The organism is Bacillus crepusculi, from assembly GCF_014764715.1.
GTDB lineage: Bacteria > Bacillota > Bacilli > Bacillales > Bacillaceae > Bacillus.
Genome location: NZ_JACXXE010000001.1, coordinates 509,455 through 528,771 on the forward strand (window position 1 = coordinate 509,455; position 19,317 = coordinate 528,771).

The window sequence follows — 19,317 nt, forward strand, 5'->3', positions numbered from 1 at the left end:
AGCAATGCGAAAACGATCCGCGGATCTTCAGCTCAAACAAGAGCTGTTTCATTTTGCTCACTCATAGTCGAACGGTATCGGTGTCCGGTAGAAACTTGCGTGCCATCATCACGCGATTATATGAGTGGTATCGTGCTCAAATTATAACAAGATTTCAGACACTTGGAAAGCACTTTTCTAGAAAAATACCGAACTTAAATAATAGATCAGATCAAAACGTTCGTTTTTAGAATATTCATGCACCAAAAAAGCACCCTTCTGACGAAAGGGTGCCTTTCATTTATGATAAATACAATTTCGTATACTTATCCGTTAAATAGTCGATTAAATATTGAACATTTAATTCCTCGCCAGTCGCATCTTGAATGATTTCAGATGGCTTTTTCCGTTTGCCATGCTTGTGGACATGTTCAGTTAGCCATTCTTTTATCGGTGCAAAAGACCCATTTTGAATCAGTTCATCAAAATTCGGTAAATCTTTGATCATTTGTTGCTTTAATTGCGCCGCATACATATAACCAAGTGCATATGAAGGGAAATAGCCAAAGCTTCCATCTGACCAGTGAACATCCTGCAAGATGCCTAGTGCATCGTTAGGCGGCGTGATGCCAAGATACGCTTGGTATTTTTCATTCCAAAGCGCAGGCAGGTCTTCAACGGCGACTTCCTCATTGAAAATGGCTTTTTCAATTTCATACCGGATAATGATGTGAAGCGGATATGTGAGTTCATCTGCTTCTATTCGAATGTAAGTCGGCTTCGATTCGTTCACAGCATGCACAAAGTCCTCTAAAGAGACACCTTGAAATTGTTCAGGAGACGCTTCTTGTAGCTTTTGATAATATGTTTTCCAGAAGTCTTCATGTCTGCCGATAAAATTTTCAAAGAAGAGAGACTGTGATTCATGGATGCCCATTGATGTGCCATCACATAGTAGCGTTCCGCTTAGTGCCTCATCTATATTTTGCTCGTAGATGGCATGACCACACTCATGAATCGTGCCAAAGATCGCCATCCGAAAATCGTGCTCATCATACCTGGTCGTGACACGAACATCCCCTCTGCTTAATGTCACAGCAAACGGATGAACCGTTGTATCAAGACGCCCTGCGTCAAAGTCATATCCTAACTCTTTTAAGAAAAAGAGACTTAGTTCTTTTTGCTTGTCGACCGGGAAGCTTTTTGACAAAAATGAAGTATCCGGTTTATTTGGAGAGGCTTCAATTTTTTTCACGAGAGGAACGATGGCGTCACGAAGAGCACCAAATTTTTGATCGAGCTGTTCAACAGTCATATCTGGTTCATAGTTATTGAGCAGCACATCATATGGCGTTTTTTTTACGCCCCAATACTGAATAAAACGCTTGTTAAAGTCAATAAGCTGTTTTAAATATGGTGCAAAGAGTGAAAAATCTGATTTCTCCCTAGCTTCTACCCAAATATGCTCTGCTTTGGATTGTAAAATGGAGTATTCCTTATATTCTTCTTTCGGGATTTTACTATTTTCATCATACTCTTTTTGCGATAATTCAAGTGCCTTCTGTGTATCTTTTGACAGCTCATCTCGATGTTTATTTAATGCGTGAAGAAGATCTCTCATTTCATCAGAAGTCTTCATATTAAAAATATCACTTGATAATTGACCGATGGTTTCAGCTCTGAAATCAGCGCTTTTTTTTGGCGCCTGTGTTCTAGAGTCCCAATAAAGTAAATGGAGCGCCTCCGTATAATGGGCGATTTTTCCTAGTAATTGATAAAACGCTTTCTCTTTTGCTTCAAAACTCATGCGTTTGTTCCCCCAATCAATAAAATATGTATGTACGTTTCAAGGCTACTTCAATGAATGTTCTTTTGTCAATGAAAAAGGAGGATACACCATTGGTATCCTCCTCTTCTATCGTTCGTTCCTCTTATGAAATAATCGCTGGCTTCACTGGCAGAACGGATTCAATTTTACTTTGAAGCTCTATATCTTCCTTGCGATCAAAGTATATATGAATACTTCCTGCATCCTGACTTGTCCGAATCAGTCTTCCAATACCTTGTCGTAAGCGAAGCAGCATATACGGAAGATCCACTTCAGCATGTGCATCCTTTGCTTCATTTCGTTTCGCCTCAAATACTGGATCACGCGGCGGATAAGGAAGTCCCCAAATCACCACACTCGTTAATGATTGACCTGGGATATCCAGGCCTTCCCACAGATGAACGGAGCATAACACTGACGTCTCATCTGCTTGGAACTTTTGAACAATCGTGCTAATTTCCTCGTCTCCCTCAAAATACACATGGAAAGGCAATGATTCATTTGATGCCTCAAGCTGCTTTCTAAATAATTGCAGTTCGTCAAATGAAGGGAATAGGATAAGAGATCGGCCTCCATTTTCTTTCAGATGAGTGATCACTTGCTGCCCTTTTGCCTCTAGCTCTAGAACCGGCTGCTGAATTCCGTGGAAATAAATCTGCATTTGCTCATCGTAATCATACGGCGAAGCCACACTCATTGATAAGTAGTTTTTAATCCCAAGGCTTTCAGCTAAATAATCAAATGATTGATTCTCAGACAATGTCGCTGAAGAGAATATATAAGGTATTTTTTGCGAGAATACTTTTTCGCCAAGCACCTCTGCGACTGTCTTTGGCATCACGACAAATGTTGTATCTAATTCCTGTTTTTCAAGCCAGCTAATGGCATTTTTTTGATAAAGCGATAGAGAATACGCCATTTGTTCAATGTACTCTTCCACAACCGACAATTCGTATTGATCAATTGTATACATCTCGGATTCAAATACGAGCGCTTCTCCGATTTTTTCAAGTAAGTCACACAATTCACTCGCTGAACGCTTTACCTCATCCACTCGCCCAATTTCAAGTCGATGCGATCCTTTCACTTCTTTCGCATTTGTTTTTAAGAGATAGAAAAACTCATCGTTTGTTGCTAGTGCATCTTCAACAAGTTCTGCAAACTCTTCACGGATGTCGTTTTGCAAAAGACGCTCCAAAAATGTCTCGAGCGTTGATTGCTTCACTCGGTATGTTAACGCTTTTTGTGCGGCAAACTCAAGAAGATGCCCTTCGTCAAATACAACGGAGCTATGTTCAGGCAGAAGCGGAAGCTGGCCCTCACGTTTGCGGGATTCCTTTGTCCACACATGCTCCATATAAAAATCGTGTGAGCAGATAATCAGGTCTGCTGCTTTCCGGTAATGATCTCTTGATAAATTCAGGCCGCAGCGATGACGCATATCGCACGTTAAGCAATCCTGAAACGAGTCATAGCCAATTCGTGACCACTCATCATTTGATAGTTCTGGATACTCTTTTCGGTCGCCATACGGATAAAAGGTTTGCATGCCATGTGATTCATGCACAAATGAAGGAAGCGATTCATAAATATCCAGCCACTTCTCATCATCTTCACGCTGCATCGTTTTCTCTAATTTCTTTAAGCACAAATATTGATCATGCGATTTACTTAATCTCGCATCTATTTGAATATCAAGGTGATTGGCAATTTTATAGATATCACCCTCTTGTTTGACCAGCTGTTCAATTAACGTTTCGTCTGCACATGCAATAATCGCAGGTTTCCCTGTATACCTTGCATATGTGACCGCAAATAATAGATAGACGATGGTTTTGCCTGTGCCTACCCCAGCTTCGGCAAACATCACACTTTTTTCTTTAAAGGCTCTTTCTAGCTGAAAAGCCATGAATATTTGTTCATCTCGAAGATCAAAGCCCTTTTCTGGCAAAATGTCATAAAACACATCGCCAATCCAGTTGCCCAGCTCTTCGTAAAAATTATGTTCTTTTGATAATGAAAAAGGCAAACGAGATGCTGTCACCTGCTTCAACCCCCAACTTTTGAATCATTCAGACATTCAATAGTAACATTTATGCTGGGGAATGACAATCTTTTTTATGAACGCAACCGATGATGATAGCTTTCCTTCATTAAAAATGCATGCTCAGAACGTTCTATGTAGGCCTGTGCGAGCGCCAAATCATGGATAGCTGCCTCAAGCTGAGCAGATTGTCCAGTTTCATGCCCTTCTATTTCTCGAGCAGTCGAAGCGAGTGCTTTTTGGATTAACTGAAATTGATCATATTGAATCATGAAGACACCTCTTTTTTTAAAATCAAGTTCAGTTTATTCCGTCCCGTGAACCTTTATACCTTTCCGCAATAAAAAAGGCACACCTTCTTTAGGTGTGACCATTTTTTTATGATTCAGTTGTTTGTTTTCTAGGAGGGCGTTTCCCCCAATATTGATAATAGTCTGTTTTAATAAATCCATTAAACAGCTTTCTCTTTTTCGTTGCTTTTCTTCCGAAGCATTCTTCAAACTGTTCATGTGACGTTAAGATGTATATGGACCAAGTGTCTAGGCTCTTGAATGCTTCACCCATGCCTTGATACATTTTTTCAACAGCTGGTTTATCACTAAGTCGTTCTCCGTAAGGCGGATTCCCGACAATGACACCATATTCTTCTTTTGTTTGGAAGTCTTTTACTTGCATTTGCTTAAATTGAATCAGTTCACTTAAGCCAGCCTCTTCTGCATTCATTTTTGCAATGTCTACCATACGATGATCGATATCGCTCGCAATAATGTGAAGCGGCTGATCATAGTTCGCTTTTTCTTCGACTTCAAGACGTGCTTTGTTCCATACGTCTTCACCGATCCATTCCCATGATTCAGACGCAAATTCCCGGTTAAACCCTGGGGCTATGTTTTGTCCGATCATAGCTGCTTCAATAGCAATTGTTCCTGATCCACAAAAAGGATCAGCAAACGGACGGTCAGGTGTCCAGTTCGTTAATAAGATAAGCGCAGCAGCAAGGGTTTCTTTAATAGGCGCCCCGCCCTGATCTACGCGATACCCCCGTTTGTGAAGACCGACACCCGATGTATCAAGGGTGAGTACTGCTTTATCCTTCAAAAGCGCAATTTCGATTTTATATGCAGGACCCGTCTCTTCAAGCCATTCAGACTGAATGCTGTAAGATGCTCTAAGCTTTTGCGCGATGGCCTTTTTGACGATGCGCTGACAATCCGGCACACTGGCAAGCTGTGATTTGACTGATTTTCCGATAACAGGGAACGTACTATTTTTTGGCAAATAAGCGGCCCAGTCAATTGCTTTTGTCTGTTCAAAAAGCTCATCAAATGTTTTTGCTGGAAATTCAGCAACTTGTACCTTGATGCGGTCTGCTGTACGCAGCCAAAGGTTTGCACGGCAAATCGCAAGGGCATCCCCTTGGAAAATGACTTTCCCGTTATCTACAGTGCACTCATAGCCAAGGTCTCTTACTTCTTTTGCAACAACCGCTTCAATCCCCATTGGAGCTGTCGCAATGAGTGTATAAGTTTTCATTTGTTTATCACCTGTTTTCTCGTCCTTTTATGTATTCAAGATAAAAGCTCTCCATATGTAGCAATAGGAGAGCTTTGTTTTCATCATGTTTAAAATAACGGATATAACGTTCTGTAAGCCATGTTTTGTTCCATCGTACTGCAAACGGCAAATGCCTCGTACTCAGGTGGTAATCATCTATCTACAGAATTCTCTGTCCTTCTCTCCGTTTGGTTCCTTTGAGAAAGTTCCCCTACCAAGTTTGGGTTTCTCGCTCGAGGGGTTTACCGCGTTCCACTCTCACCATTTCTAGTGAGACTTCGTCACTGTGGCACTTTCAAGGATACTTTGCCATATCCTAAAAGGACGTAGGCATTTTTCCTGCCGTCAGCCTTTCCCAGGCTGCCCTGGCTTATTTTTTCGCCAGGCACGAACACTACGGGCATCTCAGCACCGTGCGAGCATGGACTTTCCTCTGCAATGCCAAAAAGCATTACAGCGATTACCCGAACGTTAATCAATAAGCGTTATTATAAACGACAATGTCATCTGACACAAGCTTTTTCAGCAAGACTCAATCATAAAGTTTGCTGCCAAAAACGTGTTTCTCAAGGTTAGATAGTCTTTTTAAAATATCAAAGTTCGTTGTATTGGACTGTGCAGGCTGTCTTTTCCCTTGTTCAACTGCTTCTTCAAGCTGTTTTGACAAGTGAAGGTTTTCTTGTTGAAGCTTTTCGATTTCTTGGTTGAATGTCTCATAGTCTTTAATGACCATATCTAAAAATTTATCGACTTCTTCTTGTTTGTACCCTCTGACACCTGTTTTAAATTCTTTTTCTAAAATTTCTTTCGCAGAAAGCTTTACTTTATCAGCAAGCATCTTTTTCACCTCATATCGTGAATTCATAGTATATTTTTTCAGAAATACGTGACGTTGTCAAATTTTCTATTGCTTTTAGTCAAAAAACGGATCTTCCGCCTCAACCTGCGCTCTTAGATCATCCATTGTGATATACATAATTGGGTAATCGGTATAGGCTTCCGCTTCTCTGATCATATATTTTGGTGAGCCCTCATGCTCTGGATCATAAAGGGCGAGAAGACCATCTGTTTTTTCAATAAAAAAGCGGTTCTTTTGTTTAAATTGTGCCGGACTTTCATACGGTCTATGCGTGACACTTTCTACAAAATCGGCCTGTGCAAGAATCGCTTCATACAACTCTTTATTTTGGTCATTCCAGCGTTCTTCTTGTTCATAAAATGGCGTAATGACTGCAAGCTTTAAAGCTGGATACTCCTCTTGAAGCTCAAACACCACTTCAGCTGTCCAGATTTCAGCACCTAGCTGACCCGATATGAGCACCCATTCCAGCCCGTCTTCAATGAGTGCTGTCAGCCTTTTTTGAAGCTCCGCTTTTATGTATTGAAGTGCAGGCTCGTCTTGTTTGAATATCCCAAGTTCGAATGGCTTGTACCCTGTGACAGCAATGATTTTCATTTTTTCACCTGCTTTTAAAAAAAGGGACTTATAAAAGTCCCATTTCTCGTTATCTGTTACAGCAAGGTCCACCGCAGTTAAAGTGTTGATGTGTTGCCGGGTCCACCTGAGAAAACGTATGCGGGAAGTAGTGAACATGTTGGAAGTTTTGATGGTGAACATTCGTTACATGCTGCGGATGAATGTGCGGCACAATTGTTGTTGACTCGCTGTGTGTACAGCAATGATTCGTCGGATGAACAATTGGCTGTGTAACATTCGGCTTGCAATGATGATGATGGTACATGTAGCATTCCCCTCTCCTTGATTTTCTTACATTAATAATGTATGAATCAAGAGGTGTACATGTACTAATGCATTAACCTATTTTAAAAGTTTGCAAGAAAGACATCTTTATAATTCGAAAACACAAAAGCGACCAAAATGACAACAAGAAAAAACAAGTAAAAAAGACCCTTATACATGCTCTACGCTCCTCATTCAATATCTAACGTTATTTTACAGGATTCGTGACCTTTCTACAATAAAAGTGCTAAACAATTTTTATTTTCGGCCGAGAGCCGAACGTTGTCATTTCCTGCGCTTTCCCAGGCAATAATTTCATTGCCCAGCTTTCCTTAAGAGTCGTTTTTTTCGCTTTTCAAGTTCTTTTATGTCGCGTTCACTTAACGACGAGAGAGATAATAATGTTTGAGTGATCGAAAGAGCTGATCTCGCATTTTTTTGACGATGCTCTTCATACTTCGCAAGTTCTATGCCTGCTTTTAAGGATAAATGGACATCGTTTGATTCAAATAGATCTTTCCATATACGGGCAGCTTCATCAAATTGGCTTAATCGTTTGTATTGCAAGGAGAGATCATAAGCCGCTTGATTCGCATGCTCAAACTCAGCGTTCGTTAATTCTCTTAAATGCTTCGTTGCTTCCTGTACATCACGATGGGCAAGATGCCATCTCGCAAGTGCGTATTTCTCATCATATTCCTTTACTGCATCCACAGATAATATTTTTTTGGATAGATGAATGTAGAGGCTGATTAACGATAAAACGTCTAACTCATTATGCGTCAAGATTCCTTCAATCAGCTTCGGGTTTTGTTCCTTTAGAAAATGAAAATAGATCATCGGTGCCAAGAACCCCGGTGTGTCACCTTCTCGATGGACGTGCAGCTCTTCTTTTTCCACAACGGAAAGCGCCATTCGTTCATATTTGTGCTTCCACAACCTTCTAGACCCGTGCAGAAGATCAAAATGGCCAAATTCCGGAAGTGCAGGTATTTGATCGCGTAATAGCGTATGCCTCGTTTTCACTTGCGGCCAATCGAAAGATTTTCCATTATATGTAACAAGTGATTCTACGTCCACTTCATTAAGAAAGCTTTTGTAGAGCGCTACTTCATTTCCTGGATTGGTGAGCAGATGCTGTTTCACCACCACTTTGTCTGAAAAAACCCGGGCATGTCCAAGCAAAAAGATCATATTTCCCGTCCCGCCAGATAAACCTGTTGTTTCTGTATCAAAGAAAAACAGCTCGTGCGGCTGATAACCTTTTGCCGAAAGAGAATGCTGGATCTCACTTTCATTCCAAGCTTCGACGATCTTCGGCAGTTCTGCAAAGGAATACAGTCCATGCTGATCATTTAATTGATAGGTCACTTCGCGAATCAGACAAAAAGAGTCCTCAAAAAAGTAAGGAGCTGCACCTAATTGCTCCCACTCTTTTACAAATGGGATGTTTTCTGCTGTCACAGGTTGCGTTTGTCCTTCTTTTGTTACCTGCCGCTTGTTATCTGTTTGATTGTGCGATAGGTGCTTTTTCATTCTGTTTAATTTCCCTTTCAAAGACATGAGTAGGTGTCTCCCTCCCTTCTCTTAAAATACCGACATCAATTCAACGATGCTGCTTTTTCCGCTCACCTCTTTCATTTCCATACCAATACAGGATGGACAGCCATTCTCACAGCGGCACCGCTCAATCAGCTGAATGGCCGCACGGGCTATTTCATCGAAACGAGCTTGAACTTCCTTACTTAAACCGATTCCGCCAGGATAATGGTCATATAAAAAGACAGTCGGCTTTCCAGTATGGGCTGCTTTAATTTGAGAAACGACATGAATATCTGAACGGTCACACATCACAAAAGCAGGGACAATGTGCTGAAGAACATTTGCAATGCCAAGCAGTAGTTGTTCAAGTGTTTTCTCTTCAAATCGACGTTCTGCTTCATGTAATTCAAACCAAGCGGCACTCGTGTGGATTTCTTCTTCTGGTAAGTGAATTGGACCGGACCCTATATTTTCACCAGTCGATAACCGGATTTTTTTAAAAATCGTCGGCATTGCATTTACGGTTACATCACCGAAGTGAACAGATACCGCTTCCTTCTCAGTCGTTTGATCAATTTCAAGCACCTTGAGTTGAACCGCTAAATTCGCATCTGTATAGTATTCTACATCGACTTGTTTCACATAAGCCTTAAGATGCTCGTAATCTAGCTTTTCCACTTGATATTGAACGCCTTCATGTAAATAAATCGCTTCATCATGAAGTAACGTCATCGCACTAAATCGATCCATCTCACCAATAATCCGAACATTCGCTACATCTGATTGATCCACAATGACCACATTTTCCTGACTTGCAGACCGTAGACTGATGCCATGCGCTGGGAACGATTGATCTGACCAATAATAACGGTTCCCGCTGAAATGAAGAACCCCTTCCTCTTGTAAGTATTGTAAGATTTCTTCTACATCCATGTCGCCAAACTGTTCATCTTCTCGAAACGGAAGCTCGTAGGAGGCACATTTAAGATGGTCGACTAAGATAATGAGGTTTTCAGGATTAATTCTGGCCGCTTCAGGCGGTCTATTAAAGAAATACTCAGGGTGTCTGACGATATATTGGTCAAGGGGTGATGAGCTTGCCACCATGATAATGAGTGCTTCCTCGTGACGCCTTCCAGCACGTCCTGCCTGCTGCCATGTACTCGCTACACTGCCAGGATACCCCGTCATAATACATACCTTTAACTGGCCAATATCAACCCCTAATTCGAGTGCGTTCGTGCTGACGACTCCTAATATGTCTCCTTCTCGTAATCCCTTTTCAATCACGCGCCGCTCCTTTGGTAAATAGCCCCCGCGATACCCGCGAATGGATTTCGGACCAATCTCTTTTTTCACCAGCTCTTGAATATGACTTAAAATCACTTCCACTCTCACTCTGCTTCTAGCAAAGACGATCGTTTGGATTTTTTCTTTTAAAAATGTTTTAGCCAATTGATTAACGACAGTGGCCGCACTTTGTCTAATGTTTAATGGCTTATTGACGACGGGCGGATTGTAAAACACAAAATTCTTTTTACCGCTAGGCGCTCCGTTTCGTTCAATGAGATGCACCTTGCTCCCAGTCAGCTGCTCTGCAAGCTCTTTCGGATTCGCAATCGTTGCCGATGTACAAATAAAGATCGGCTCACTTCCGTAAAATGCACAAATTCGCTTTAATCTGCGAATGACATTGGCGACATGGCTGCCAAACACACCTCGATATGTATGAAGCTCATCAATTACAATATACTTTAAATTTTCAAACAAACTGACCCATTTCGTATGGTGAGGCAAAATGGCTGAATGCAGCATATCTGGATTTGTGATGACGATATGTCCTGCCTGCCTGACTCGCTGCCGTATAGCTGGGGAGGTGTCCCCGTCATATGTTTCACTATGAATCGGAATCTCCATCTCGTGGATGATTTCGTTTAGTTCACTTTTTTGATCCTGCGCAAGTGCTTTTGTTGGGAATAAATATAGGGAGCGGCTTGTCTGATCTTCTACGATTGACTGAAGAACTGGAAGATTGTAGCAAAGCGTTTTACCCGAAGCTGTAGGTGTCACAGTCACCACATTCTCACCATCCATCACACGTTCAAAGGCTTCCTTTTGATGAATGTAAAGTTCGCTCACGCCCCTTTTTTCAAGCGCCACTTTGAGCCTGTCATTTACTCTTTCAGGAATTGGAGAAGTCAGTGCAGGCTTCGCTTCAATTTCATGCCAATGTTCTATCTGTTCATCTTTTTTTAATTCTTCTATGAGTTCGTTCATTGTTTTCTTTTTCAAATCGCATCACCTCTCATTCATAGTGTACCGAATATTTGTTTGCATGACTAGGCGGCAATTTTTTGCACCGCTCGTGAGCAAATACTTTGAACTGTTGTAACAGTATCTATTACACTTCTATAGTGAAATGATTTTATGAAGGAAGAAGAGGATGAGATTGAAAAACGAATTTAAGCCTTTATTTGAACCATTTACATTCCCAGGAGGTGCCTCTATTGATGGCCGGTTAGTCGTTGCTCCAATGACACACTTCGGTTCTCACGAGGATGGCACCATTTCAAAGGAAGAAATTGATTTCATTACAGCTAGATCTAGTGAAATGGGCATGGTCATCACAGCCTGTGCGAACGTGACTCCAGATGGAAAGGCCTTTGAAGGACAGCCTTCTATTGCTAGAGATGAAGATATACCTGGTCTGAAAAAATTAGCTTCTGCGATCCAGGCAAAAGGAACAAAAGCCATCATGCAAATTCACCACGGCGGCTCGCAGGCCCTCCCTCATTTAGTGCCAAACGCTGATGTGGTTGCGCCAAGTGATGTGTTCAAAGATGGAAAACAAATTGCACGAGCTTTAAAAGAAGAGGAAATCACTCATATCATCGACTCATTTAAAGAAGCGACAAGACGAGCGATTCAAGCAGGGTTTGACGGCGTAGAAATCCACGGGGCAAACGGGTATTTATTACAGCAGTTCTACTCCCCGCATAGCAATCAGCGTACAGATCAGTGGGGAGGAAGTGAAGAAAATCGTCTAGCCTTCCCTATTGCCGTTGTGGATGCAGTCAAAGAGGCGATCAAAGAGCACGTGACAAAACCATTTATCTTTGGATATCGACTATCTCCTGAAGAACCAGAAACACCTGGTTTAACAATGACAGAGACATTTACGTTAGTTGATGTTCTTAAAACAAAAAACCTCGATTATTTGCATATCTCTTTAATGGAGATTGACTCTAAAGCAAGACGAGGTGCAGATTCTAGCAAGACACGTATGGAGCTATTAAAAGAACGCTGCGGCGATACCCTTCCGCTTATCGGTGTTGGCAGCGTCATTACAGCTGAGGATGCATTAAATGCCTACAATCAAGGGATTCCACTGATTGCTGTCGCACGAGAGCTCATCGTTGATCCAGATTGGGCAAAGAAGATAAAAGAAGGCAGAGAAAGCGAGATTGAAACCGTCATTAAACGCAGCCAAAAAGACAAGTACCTTATTCCTGAAGGATTATGGTCTGTCATGGAAGCAAGTCAAGGCTGGGTTCCGATGGAGGATTAATGTCATCAATCAAAAAACTACCCTTTCATGTGTGAGGGTAGTTTTTTTATTGATTATTTCAATTTAACTGTAAAGAGCTTAGAGGTCTGTTTTTCCACAGATCCCTTTGGTTCTTTATCAAGTCGCTCGATCAGATCCCCATTCATAATCACAATTGGTGTCACTGTACTTGCCGCTTTCTCTTCAATCAGTTCTAAATCACACGTAATGAGAGGATCACCGATCTTCACTTTATCCCCTTCTTTCGTGTGTGCTTCAAACCCTTCACCATTTAATCCAACTGTTTCAAGTCCAATATGAATCAGAAGCTCAAGCCCTGAGAGTGTTCGAATGCCAATTGCATGTTTTGTATGGAAGAGCTGAATGATTTCACCCTCTACTGGTGACACAATCGTGCCATTTTTTGGTTTTACTGCTACACCATCTCCCATCATCTTTTGAGAAAAGACGGGATCTGGTACATCCGTCATATCCATTAACTCTCCATCAGCTGGAGAATAAATGATTTCTTCCTTTACATCATCTTCGTTTTTCCCGAAACCGAATAATTTTTTCAGCAATGTTCATTTGCTCCCTTCAAGCTTTGCTCCTAGATCTATTCAGCGTATAAACCTTCACGCTCATACATCTTGCTTCATTCAACACTATTTAATCATAATTTTTTCCTCTCATCAATTGATAACCGCCTGAGCCCTTTTTGCATAAGCTGTAGATGAGAGGTGATTTAAATGAAACATGAAGGTGAAAAAAAACATGAATTGTTGGCAAATGAGGATATCCTATATGAAGCCATTGAACAATTTTTTGCATCCTCCCCGTTTCACGAGATTTTAAATAGTGCGGAGGCGCTCATGACCACATCCCATTCACTTGCTTCGATTACAACCGATGTGACAGAGGATGATCAATTTGTGTATATTGAAATCCATTTTCCAGACCATTTTGTCGAAGGGGACATTGCACTAGAGGTCAAAGCCCACTATTTACATTTATCGGTTCAGGAAAAAATGAAAACGGACACGACTTCCTCCTATTCGAGCTTTACCAAAACGATTTTAATGCCGGCAAAAATAGATGAAACACTTATGAAGAGTGTGTGGAAAGACCAATCGCTTCGTGTGACCGCTCCAAAGCAAACACCCCAATAGATGCTTCTATTGGGGTTTGCTATGCTTTAAAAATGCTTGTAAATCCTTTCGCCAATGAGCCCACTTGATTCATTGTACTCATCATTTGTCCAGCTGTATCAAACATTTTGTTAAAGTCGTATTGCCCATTCGTCTTTTTGAACTGTGACAGCACACTTTTCAATTGAGATGATTGCTGTTTTTGCGGTCTTGGCAAAGGATAAGGATTCATAGGGTGCTGCATGGGCATCATGCCTGACTGCTGCATCTGCGGCTGATTGATTGCTTCTGGCTGCTGAAAAGGCTGGAAATTCTCTTGGTATCCATATGGCGGCTGATAGCCTGCAGATGGCGCCTGGCTCATTCCAGCTTGATATGGAGGCATGAAATAATCTGGAGGCTGCGGAGGCTGCTGCATGTCTGGATACGGAAAAGGACCTTGCTGGAATTGATTCAATTCACTTGGTTGCTGGTTTGAATAAGGGAACATCTATCTCGCTCCTCTCGCTCTCAACACATATTGATGTCACTCATATATTATGATTAAGGGTAGAAGGTGTGCCTAAAGTCATAAGAAAAACGCAGATGTTTTAGCTGCGTTTTTTAATTTCTTCTATTAAAAGATTCATTGTGTAAATCACTGATTCAACTAAATTTTTCACACGCGGTGCATGCTGTTTGCCGAAATAAGATTGCAGGAGAACCTCTTTTCCATTTTCTTGGACGGCTTCAAGCTGTTCTTGATGTAAGTATCTAGGTTTGGCCTGATGAATAAACGAGATGGCAGCGTTGAGCCACTCCTCCATTTGCTTGTCAAATTTGACAACGGCCGGCTGAATGTCCTTGTAAAAGTCATATGCTGGATATTCCTCTTCCGCCTTCCCCTTTTGGTACTGCTCATATGCTTCTTCGATCCATATTCTCAGCTCTTGTGTATGTTCAAGTAATGTTTGATTATCCAAAATGTTCACCTCTATGAACCATCCTATCAAACGTTTACTCATTGCTCAAATATGAAAGTTACCCGGCGTGATATGCCGGTTTTGCCGATAGTTTATATTCTGCTGCATGAATTTTCAATTGACAGTCCTTTACTTCTGATTCAAGGCGGTCAATCATTTGTTCTTGCACCTCTTTGGCTGCGTATGTTGTTTGCTGGACAGCTTGAGACAGCTCTGCTTCCACCGCATCAATTTTCCGCTCGATTTCCTCAAGCAACTGCATAATGGATTCTTTTGATACAAATTCGTTCATCATCAGATTCCTCCTTTATCGTCTCTCGTTACATTCTCTTTTCTTCCGCACCCTCCTTCACACATGACAAAACTAGAAGCAAATCGCCAATCTAAGTGTAGATGAGCGCTATTTCTTCATTTTCGACATGTGCTTGTCCTTCTTTGTATGATTGCGTCCGATTGTGTAAATTCTAAGGACAAAGGAGGTAGATTTCATGAAAAAGCAGCCGGTACCAAAAGAGCAAAAGCCGAAAGGGAAAGAAAACAGCACAGATCAGCTTGATAAAAAGCTCGGCGGTCCTAATCGTCCATCTACGTAAAAAAGCAGGTACCCCCTGCTTTTTATTTATGCAAAAAATAGTGCTCTAATGAGAAAAGAAAACGAAGCTGCCTTTTTTTATGGAAATACCAGTCCGTCAGCTCGATTTGTTTTGGTAACGGCTCTGCATCGAATAAGGCTGGATTCAATTTCTTTTGAAACCAATCTTCCCGTTGATCGTCTAATGAGTGTGTCATCACCGGATAAACCGTTCGAAGAAAAGGTGTTGACCTTCTAGCGATCCCTAAAAACGATTCAAAATCAAACCGAGACCCCGTATGCGGAACGGTATGCAAAAAATGATAAAAATCCGAAAACAAATCGGCTCGAAATAATAGTTTCGCTAGTTTTTTTCCTAATGTAATGCGCTCCTTTACATGGGAAAACTTTCGTATCGTTAGCCCATACAAATGCCCGTCCACCGTTGGAAAAACGACGGTTTGAAAATGTCCCCACTCGCTGAAAAGATATTGAATCGAGTGAAAAACATTCTTTTTCAGAAGAGGATTTTGTATAATAGGAGATTGTATAGTATATTGTTCATTTATGATGAGTGCATAAAGCAGGCGCTCTGTGTCACGCTTGACCCAAAAACGTTCCCACTCAGCGCTCATAAAACGAGACACACAAAAATATGGCAGCAGATGAAATAAAGGTTTACTGGATCGCTTTGACCATTCATACAAGAGAAGCTGCGGGTAAGCATCTGCAAAGATCAGCCAATTTGCTCTTTCATATGCTGTGAAAAAAAGGTGACCCTGCTGATCCGTTAAACCTGGATGGAAGAGCTCGCCCTTTAAATCTGTCATGGACCATCCTGCATTTCTTGATACAAAGGAAGCAAGCAGTGACCATTTCATTTCTGGATGACGGTCATAAAAGCGCTTATAAGCATTTGTCCTCGTCAGGTTGTCCTTATTTTTCGCTTTCGTTTCACGTAAAATGTGTTGAGTAATGATGTGCTCCTCTTGTGACAACATGGTGATCTCTCCAATACAAAATGCATTAAAAGGAGGCTGAAACTTGATGATTCGGTATCCAAACGGAAAATCGTATCAGCCCATTCAACAAATTGGGACAAAAAAAAGAATCAGCGGCGAATCCTCTTATAGTAACCGCGGGATGACGCTTGAGGCTGATTTAAATGAAACGAACCAATACTATTTGGTCAACGGGATCGCAGTCATTCATAAAAAGCCTACCCCAGTTCAAATTGTCAATGTGGATTATCCAAAAAGAAGTGCTGCTGTCATTAAAGAAGCCTATTTTAAACAATCATCCACAACAGACTATAACGGGGTGTACAAAGGTCGCTATATCGATTTTGAAGCAAAGGAAACCAAAAGCACGACCTCGTTTCCGCTCAAAAATTTCCACGACCATCAAATTGAGCATATGAAACAGGTTGAAAAACAAGGCGGTATTTGTTTCGTTATTATATCCGCTTTTGGCTCCGTTTATTATTTGCCCGCTTCAGATCTCTTTTTCTTCTGGGAGCGGCAGCAGCAAAACGGCCGTAAATCCATTAGCAAAGACGAATTAATGGAAGCAGGCCACATAATGACACTTGGATATTCGCCAAGAATTGATTATATTAAAGTAGTGGAGACACTTCATTTTTCGGATGAAAGCAAGTAGCAATTACGTTCGAAAAAGGTTTAACACGAAAGGTTGAGATGTGATGTCTGATCAATTTACAAGTCGTGAACAGCGACGTAAAGCAAGTCAAGAAAACAATAAGAAGCAAAAGAACAAAAAAGGCAAAAAGAAAGCAGGTCTATTTAAAAAAATATTTTTATCTTTACTCGTGATCGGTCTACTTTGTTTAGTTGCCGGAATCACAACTTTTGCCGTTTTTGCATCAAGCGCTCCTTCTATTGATGATAGTAAGCTTAAAACACCATACTCTTCAAAACTTTATGATAAAGACAAGAAAGTGTTTGCAGAAGTTGGTGCAGAAAAAAGAACGTATGTCTCGATAAAAGATATACCCGATGTGGTAAAAGACGCATTTATTGCGACTGAAGATGCACGTTTTTATAAGCATCACGGGATTGATCCAATCCGTATTGGCGGTGCCCTCGTCGCAAACGTTGAGGACGGCTTTGGTGCTGAAGGCGGAAGTACAATTACACAGCAGGTTGTGAAAAATTCCCTCCTGAGCAATCAAAAGACGTTAAAACGGAAAGTACAGGAAGTATGGCTCTCGATTCAGCTTGAGCAAAAATACTCTAAAGATGAAATTTTAGAAATGTATTTAAACCGTATTTTCTTCTCCCCTTATGCTTATGGTGTTGGGAAAGCAGCTGAACAATTTTTTGGAGTCACAGATTTAAATAAACTAACCGTTGCACAGGCTGCCACACTTGCAGGTATGCCGCAAAGTCCTTCTGCCTATAACCCAGTAAAACATCCTGAGGCAGCAGAAAAACGCCGTAATATCGTTTTAAGCCTCATGAAAAAACAAGGCTACATTTCAGAAAAAGATTATGAAGAGGCAAAAGCAACACCTGTCAGCAAGACCGTTGTCTCAGCTAATAAATATAAGAGCCAAAACTCTAGTAAGTACTCTGCCTACATTGAAGAAGTGATGGAAGAAGTACAGAAAAAAGCCAAAGTGGATGCATCAACTGATGGATTAAAAATCTATACATCACTTGATCGAAAAGCCCAGGATCACCTAGATGATATCATCAATGGAGATTCAGTTGGATTTACGAAAGGTATGCAGGCGGGTGTCACCCTGCTTGATACGAAAAATGGTGAAATACGCGCCATTGGCGGTGGACGTGATGTACCAGCGGGCGGCTTTAACTATGCGACGGATGCAAAACGACAGCCAGGGTCCACAATCAAACCGATCTTAGATTACGGCCCAGTCATTGAAAACAAAAAATGGTCAACATATCAGCAAATTGATGATGCACCATATACGTACTCAGATGGTACACCGATTAACAACTTTGACAGAAGACACTTAGGAAAAATGTCGATGAGAAGTGCTTTGGCACAATCGCGTAACATCCCTGCACTTAAAGCATTCCAAGAAGCTGGTTCAGCCAATGCCGCTCAATTTGCTAATAATTTAGGCATGGACTTACCTTCTGATATTCCAGAATCTTATTCAATTGGTGGATTTGAAGATGGTGTGTCTTCATTAAAAATGGCAGGTGCATATAGTGCGTTCGGCAATAACGGATACTATAATGAACCGCACGCTGTCACATCTGTTGAATTTAATGACGGTACAAAGCTTGACCTTACGCCAGATTCTAAAGCAGCAATGAGCGATTACACAGCCTTTATGATCACAGATATGCTGAAAACTGCTGTCCAATCTGGAACTGGTACACTTGCACAAGTACCGAACGTTCAAGTAGCCGGGAAAACAGGTACAACGAACTTTATACAAGATGATATAAATAAATACAATATCCCTTCTGGCGCTGCGAAAGATTCGTGGTTTGTCGGTTATACGCCGCAATATACAGCGGCCGTTTGGACTGGAATCGGTAATTCAAAAGATGCAGACGGCAAAGTATGGCTGAATGAAAACGAGCAGCGTGTTGCCAAAATTGTCTTCCAGCGATTAATTTCTCAAATTGATGATGGAAGCGGCTCATTTGAAAAACCAGACAGTGTCGTTGAAGCGACCATTGAAAAAGGATCTGATCCTGCAAAATTAGCCGGACCGAATACACCAAGTGACAAGAAGACAACAGAATACTTTGTAAAAGGAACGGTTCCAACAAAAGTGTCTGACACTTATGAGAAAAAAGAAGCCGATAAGCCTTCTGACTTAAAAGCGGTGTATGATGAAGAGAAGAAATCCATCACACTGACTTGGGGCTATTCTGACGACGCTGATGCTACATTTAATGTCAAGCAAGCGGTTGATAATGGCGGCTATAAAGATATTCAAAACAGCTCTGCTAAAGAAGCGGTCATCTCTGATGTGAAGCCTGGCTCCACTTATAAATTCCAAGTGACAGCCACTGTAGATGATGTCACAAGTAAAGCGGCTTCTACCTTCCTCACCATTAAGGATGACGCAGATGAGGAAGAAAAAGCGGATGATGAGAACAAAGAAGAAGAAGAGCCGCAGCAGCCTGATGATGAGCAGACAGATAATACAGACGATAACAAAAATCAAAACCCAGGCACTGATGAGCAGAAGCCAGATGATAAAAAGGATCAAGATCAAGGTGGAAATACGGAAAACGGCACTGACAATTCCGATAATGGCTCAGACAGTACAAATGGGAACAGCAACTCACAGACTGACAATAAAGATAAAAAGAAAGATGACGAGAAAGCCAATTCTCAAAGCTCAAATACCCAATCAAATTCGATTTCTCGAAAGGAAGACGAATAACGAAA

19 protein-coding genes, 1 other RNA gene and 1 riboswitch are annotated in these 19,317 nt (G+C 41.3%); of the genes, 5 read left to right on the forward strand and 15 right to left on the reverse strand.

Features of this window, described 5'->3' with window-relative positions; genetic code table 11:
* Positions 1-44 precede the first annotated feature (44 nt).
* Positions 45-144: riboswitch (purine riboswitch) on the reverse strand.
* A 136-nt stretch (positions 145-280) separates the two neighbouring features.
* From IEE86_RS02530 to IEE86_RS02575, 10 genes are all read right to left on the reverse strand, one after another.
* Positions 281-1,786 carry a carboxypeptidase M32 gene (locus IEE86_RS02530; protein WP_191095802.1) on the reverse strand — a complete coding sequence of 502 codons (1,506 nt, stop codon included), beginning with the start codon at positions 1,784-1,786 and terminating at the stop codon, positions 281-283.
* Between the two features lie 124 nt (positions 1,787-1,910).
* Complete coding sequence (locus tag IEE86_RS02535; protein WP_191095803.1) at positions 1,911-3,851, reverse strand: ATP-dependent DNA helicase; 1,941 nt, start codon at positions 3,849-3,851, stop codon at positions 1,911-1,913.
* Between the two features lie 74 nt (positions 3,852-3,925).
* Positions 3,926-4,123 (reverse strand): hypothetical protein, encoded by a 198-nt coding sequence (locus tag IEE86_RS02540; RefSeq protein WP_191095804.1) that lies wholly within the window; start codon positions 4,121-4,123, stop codon positions 3,926-3,928.
* 106 nt (positions 4,124-4,229) lie between these two features.
* Positions 4,230-5,384, reverse strand: coding sequence for a THUMP domain-containing class I SAM-dependent RNA methyltransferase (locus tag IEE86_RS02545; protein ID WP_191095805.1), 1,155 nt, complete (start codon positions 5,382-5,384; stop codon positions 4,230-4,232).
* A gap of 109 nt (positions 5,385-5,493) precedes the next feature.
* An RNA gene (gene rnpB, locus IEE86_RS02550) (RNase P RNA component class B) lies at positions 5,494-5,877 on the reverse strand.
* A gap of 60 nt (positions 5,878-5,937) precedes the next feature.
* Entirely contained in the window at positions 5,938-6,243 is a 306-nt protein-coding gene (gene gpsB, locus IEE86_RS02555) for a cell division regulator GpsB (protein WP_012010336.1), read from the reverse strand.
* A 75-nt stretch (positions 6,244-6,318) separates the two neighbouring features.
* Entirely contained in the window at positions 6,319-6,861 is a 543-nt protein-coding gene (locus IEE86_RS02560) for an SLOG family protein (protein WP_224740743.1), read from the reverse strand.
* A 49-nt stretch (positions 6,862-6,910) separates the two neighbouring features.
* A complete protein-coding gene (gene cotD, locus IEE86_RS02565; RefSeq protein WP_008356833.1) occupies positions 6,911-7,147 on the reverse strand; it encodes a spore coat protein CotD in 237 nt (78 codons plus the stop codon).
* 314 nt (positions 7,148-7,461) lie between these two features.
* Positions 7,462-8,709 carry a ribonuclease H-like domain-containing protein gene (locus IEE86_RS02570; RefSeq protein ID WP_191095807.1) on the reverse strand — a complete coding sequence of 416 codons (1,248 nt, stop codon included), beginning with the start codon at positions 8,707-8,709 and terminating at the stop codon, positions 7,462-7,464.
* Between the two features lie 24 nt (positions 8,710-8,733).
* Positions 8,734-10,980, reverse strand: coding sequence for a DEAD/DEAH box helicase (locus IEE86_RS02575; protein WP_191095808.1), 2,247 nt, complete (start codon positions 10,978-10,980; stop codon positions 8,734-8,736).
* Between the two features lie 157 nt (positions 10,981-11,137).
* On the opposite strand from IEE86_RS02575, the gene IEE86_RS02580 reads away from it, so the two are divergent.
* Positions 11,138-12,256, forward strand: coding sequence for an NADH-dependent flavin oxidoreductase (locus IEE86_RS02580; protein ID WP_224740744.1), 1,119 nt, complete (start codon positions 11,138-11,140; stop codon positions 12,254-12,256).
* Positions 12,257-12,309: 53 nt separating this feature from the next.
* Here IEE86_RS02580 and IEE86_RS02585 read toward each other — a convergent pair whose 3' ends face one another.
* Positions 12,310-12,816, reverse strand: coding sequence for a PTS sugar transporter subunit IIA (locus tag IEE86_RS02585; protein ID WP_191095810.1), 507 nt, complete (start codon positions 12,814-12,816; stop codon positions 12,310-12,312).
* A gap of 168 nt (positions 12,817-12,984) precedes the next feature.
* Here IEE86_RS02585 and IEE86_RS02590 point away from each other — a divergent pair, with 168 nt between their 5' ends.
* Entirely contained in the window at positions 12,985-13,404 is a 420-nt protein-coding gene (locus tag IEE86_RS02590; protein WP_191095811.1) for an Hsp20/alpha crystallin family protein, read from the forward strand.
* A gap of 19 nt (positions 13,405-13,423) precedes the next feature.
* Here IEE86_RS02590 and IEE86_RS02595 read toward each other — a convergent pair whose 3' ends face one another.
* The 3 genes from IEE86_RS02595 to IEE86_RS02605 form a co-directional block, all read right to left on the reverse strand.
* Complete coding sequence (locus IEE86_RS02595; protein WP_191095812.1) at positions 13,424-13,873, reverse strand: YppG family protein; 450 nt, start codon at positions 13,871-13,873, stop codon at positions 13,424-13,426.
* A 100-nt stretch (positions 13,874-13,973) separates the two neighbouring features.
* Positions 13,974-14,354: a YppE family protein gene (locus IEE86_RS02600; RefSeq protein WP_318010241.1), complete on the reverse strand. Its 381-nt coding sequence runs from the start codon at positions 14,352-14,354 to the stop codon at positions 13,974-13,976.
* 49 nt (positions 14,355-14,403) lie between these two features.
* Positions 14,404-14,640 carry a DUF5446 family protein gene (locus IEE86_RS02605; protein WP_191095814.1) on the reverse strand — a complete coding sequence of 79 codons (237 nt, stop codon included), beginning with the start codon at positions 14,638-14,640 and terminating at the stop codon, positions 14,404-14,406.
* A gap of 193 nt (positions 14,641-14,833) precedes the next feature.
* Between IEE86_RS02605 and sspM the strand changes: the two genes are divergently transcribed.
* Positions 14,834-14,938: an acid-soluble spore protein SspM gene (gene sspM / locus IEE86_RS02610; RefSeq protein WP_191095815.1), complete on the forward strand. Its 105-nt coding sequence runs from the start codon at positions 14,834-14,836 to the stop codon at positions 14,936-14,938.
* A 22-nt stretch (positions 14,939-14,960) separates the two neighbouring features.
* Here sspM and IEE86_RS02615 read toward each other — a convergent pair whose 3' ends face one another.
* Positions 14,961-15,917: a DUF2515 domain-containing protein gene (locus tag IEE86_RS02615; protein WP_191095816.1), complete on the reverse strand. Its 957-nt coding sequence runs from the start codon at positions 15,915-15,917 to the stop codon at positions 14,961-14,963.
* A gap of 46 nt (positions 15,918-15,963) precedes the next feature.
* Here IEE86_RS02615 and recU point away from each other — a divergent pair, with 46 nt between their 5' ends.
* Together recU and IEE86_RS02625 are read left to right on the forward strand one after the other, a co-directional pair.
* Entirely contained in the window at positions 15,964-16,575 is a 612-nt protein-coding gene (gene recU / locus IEE86_RS02620; protein WP_191096036.1) for a Holliday junction resolvase RecU, read from the forward strand.
* Between the two features lie 43 nt (positions 16,576-16,618).
* Positions 16,619-19,312 (forward strand): PBP1A family penicillin-binding protein, encoded by a 2,694-nt coding sequence (locus IEE86_RS02625; RefSeq protein ID WP_191095817.1) that lies wholly within the window; start codon positions 16,619-16,621, stop codon positions 19,310-19,312.
* The last annotated feature ends 5 nt before the right edge of the window (positions 19,313-19,317 follow it).

Bases quoted from the DNA above. Each gene is read 5' to 3' on its own strand.
- IEE86_RS02530 (WP_191095802.1), bottom strand. From the start codon at position 1,786: ATGAGTTTTGAAGCAAAAGAGAAAGCGTTTTATCAATTACTAGGAAAA.
- IEE86_RS02540 (WP_191095804.1), bottom strand. From the start codon at position 4,123: ATGATTCAATATGATCAATTTCAGTTAATCCAAAAAGCACTCGCTTCG.
- IEE86_RS02545 (WP_191095805.1), bottom strand. From the start codon at position 5,384: ATGAAAACTTATACACTCATTGCGACAGCTCCAATGGGGATTGAAGCG.
- gpsB (WP_012010336.1), bottom strand. From the start codon at position 6,243: ATGCTTGCTGATAAAGTAAAGCTTTCTGCGAAAGAAATTTTAGAAAAA.
- IEE86_RS02560 (WP_224740743.1), bottom strand. From the start codon at position 6,861: ATGAAAATCATTGCTGTCACAGGGTACAAGCCATTCGAACTTGGGATA.
- cotD (WP_008356833.1), bottom strand. From the start codon at position 7,147: ATGTACCATCATCATCATTGCAAGCCGAATGTTACACAGCCAATTGTT.
- IEE86_RS02570 (WP_191095807.1), bottom strand. From the start codon at position 8,709: ATGTCTTTGAAAGGGAAATTAAACAGAATGAAAAAGCACCTATCGCAC.
- IEE86_RS02590 (WP_191095811.1), top strand. From the start codon at position 12,985: ATGAAACATGAAGGTGAAAAAAAACATGAATTGTTGGCAAATGAGGAT.
- IEE86_RS02595 (WP_191095812.1), bottom strand. From the start codon at position 13,873: ATGTTCCCTTATTCAAACCAGCAACCAAGTGAATTGAATCAATTCCAG.
- IEE86_RS02605 (WP_191095814.1), bottom strand. From the start codon at position 14,640: ATGATGAACGAATTTGTATCAAAAGAATCCATTATGCAGTTGCTTGAG.
- sspM (WP_191095815.1), top strand. From the start codon at position 14,834: ATGAAAAAGCAGCCGGTACCAAAAGAGCAAAAGCCGAAAGGGAAAGAA.
- IEE86_RS02615 (WP_191095816.1), bottom strand. From the start codon at position 15,917: ATGTTGTCACAAGAGGAGCACATCATTACTCAACACATTTTACGTGAA.
- recU (WP_191096036.1), top strand. From the start codon at position 15,964: ATGATTCGGTATCCAAACGGAAAATCGTATCAGCCCATTCAACAAATT.
- IEE86_RS02625 (WP_191095817.1), top strand. From the start codon at position 16,619: ATGTCTGATCAATTTACAAGTCGTGAACAGCGACGTAAAGCAAGTCAA.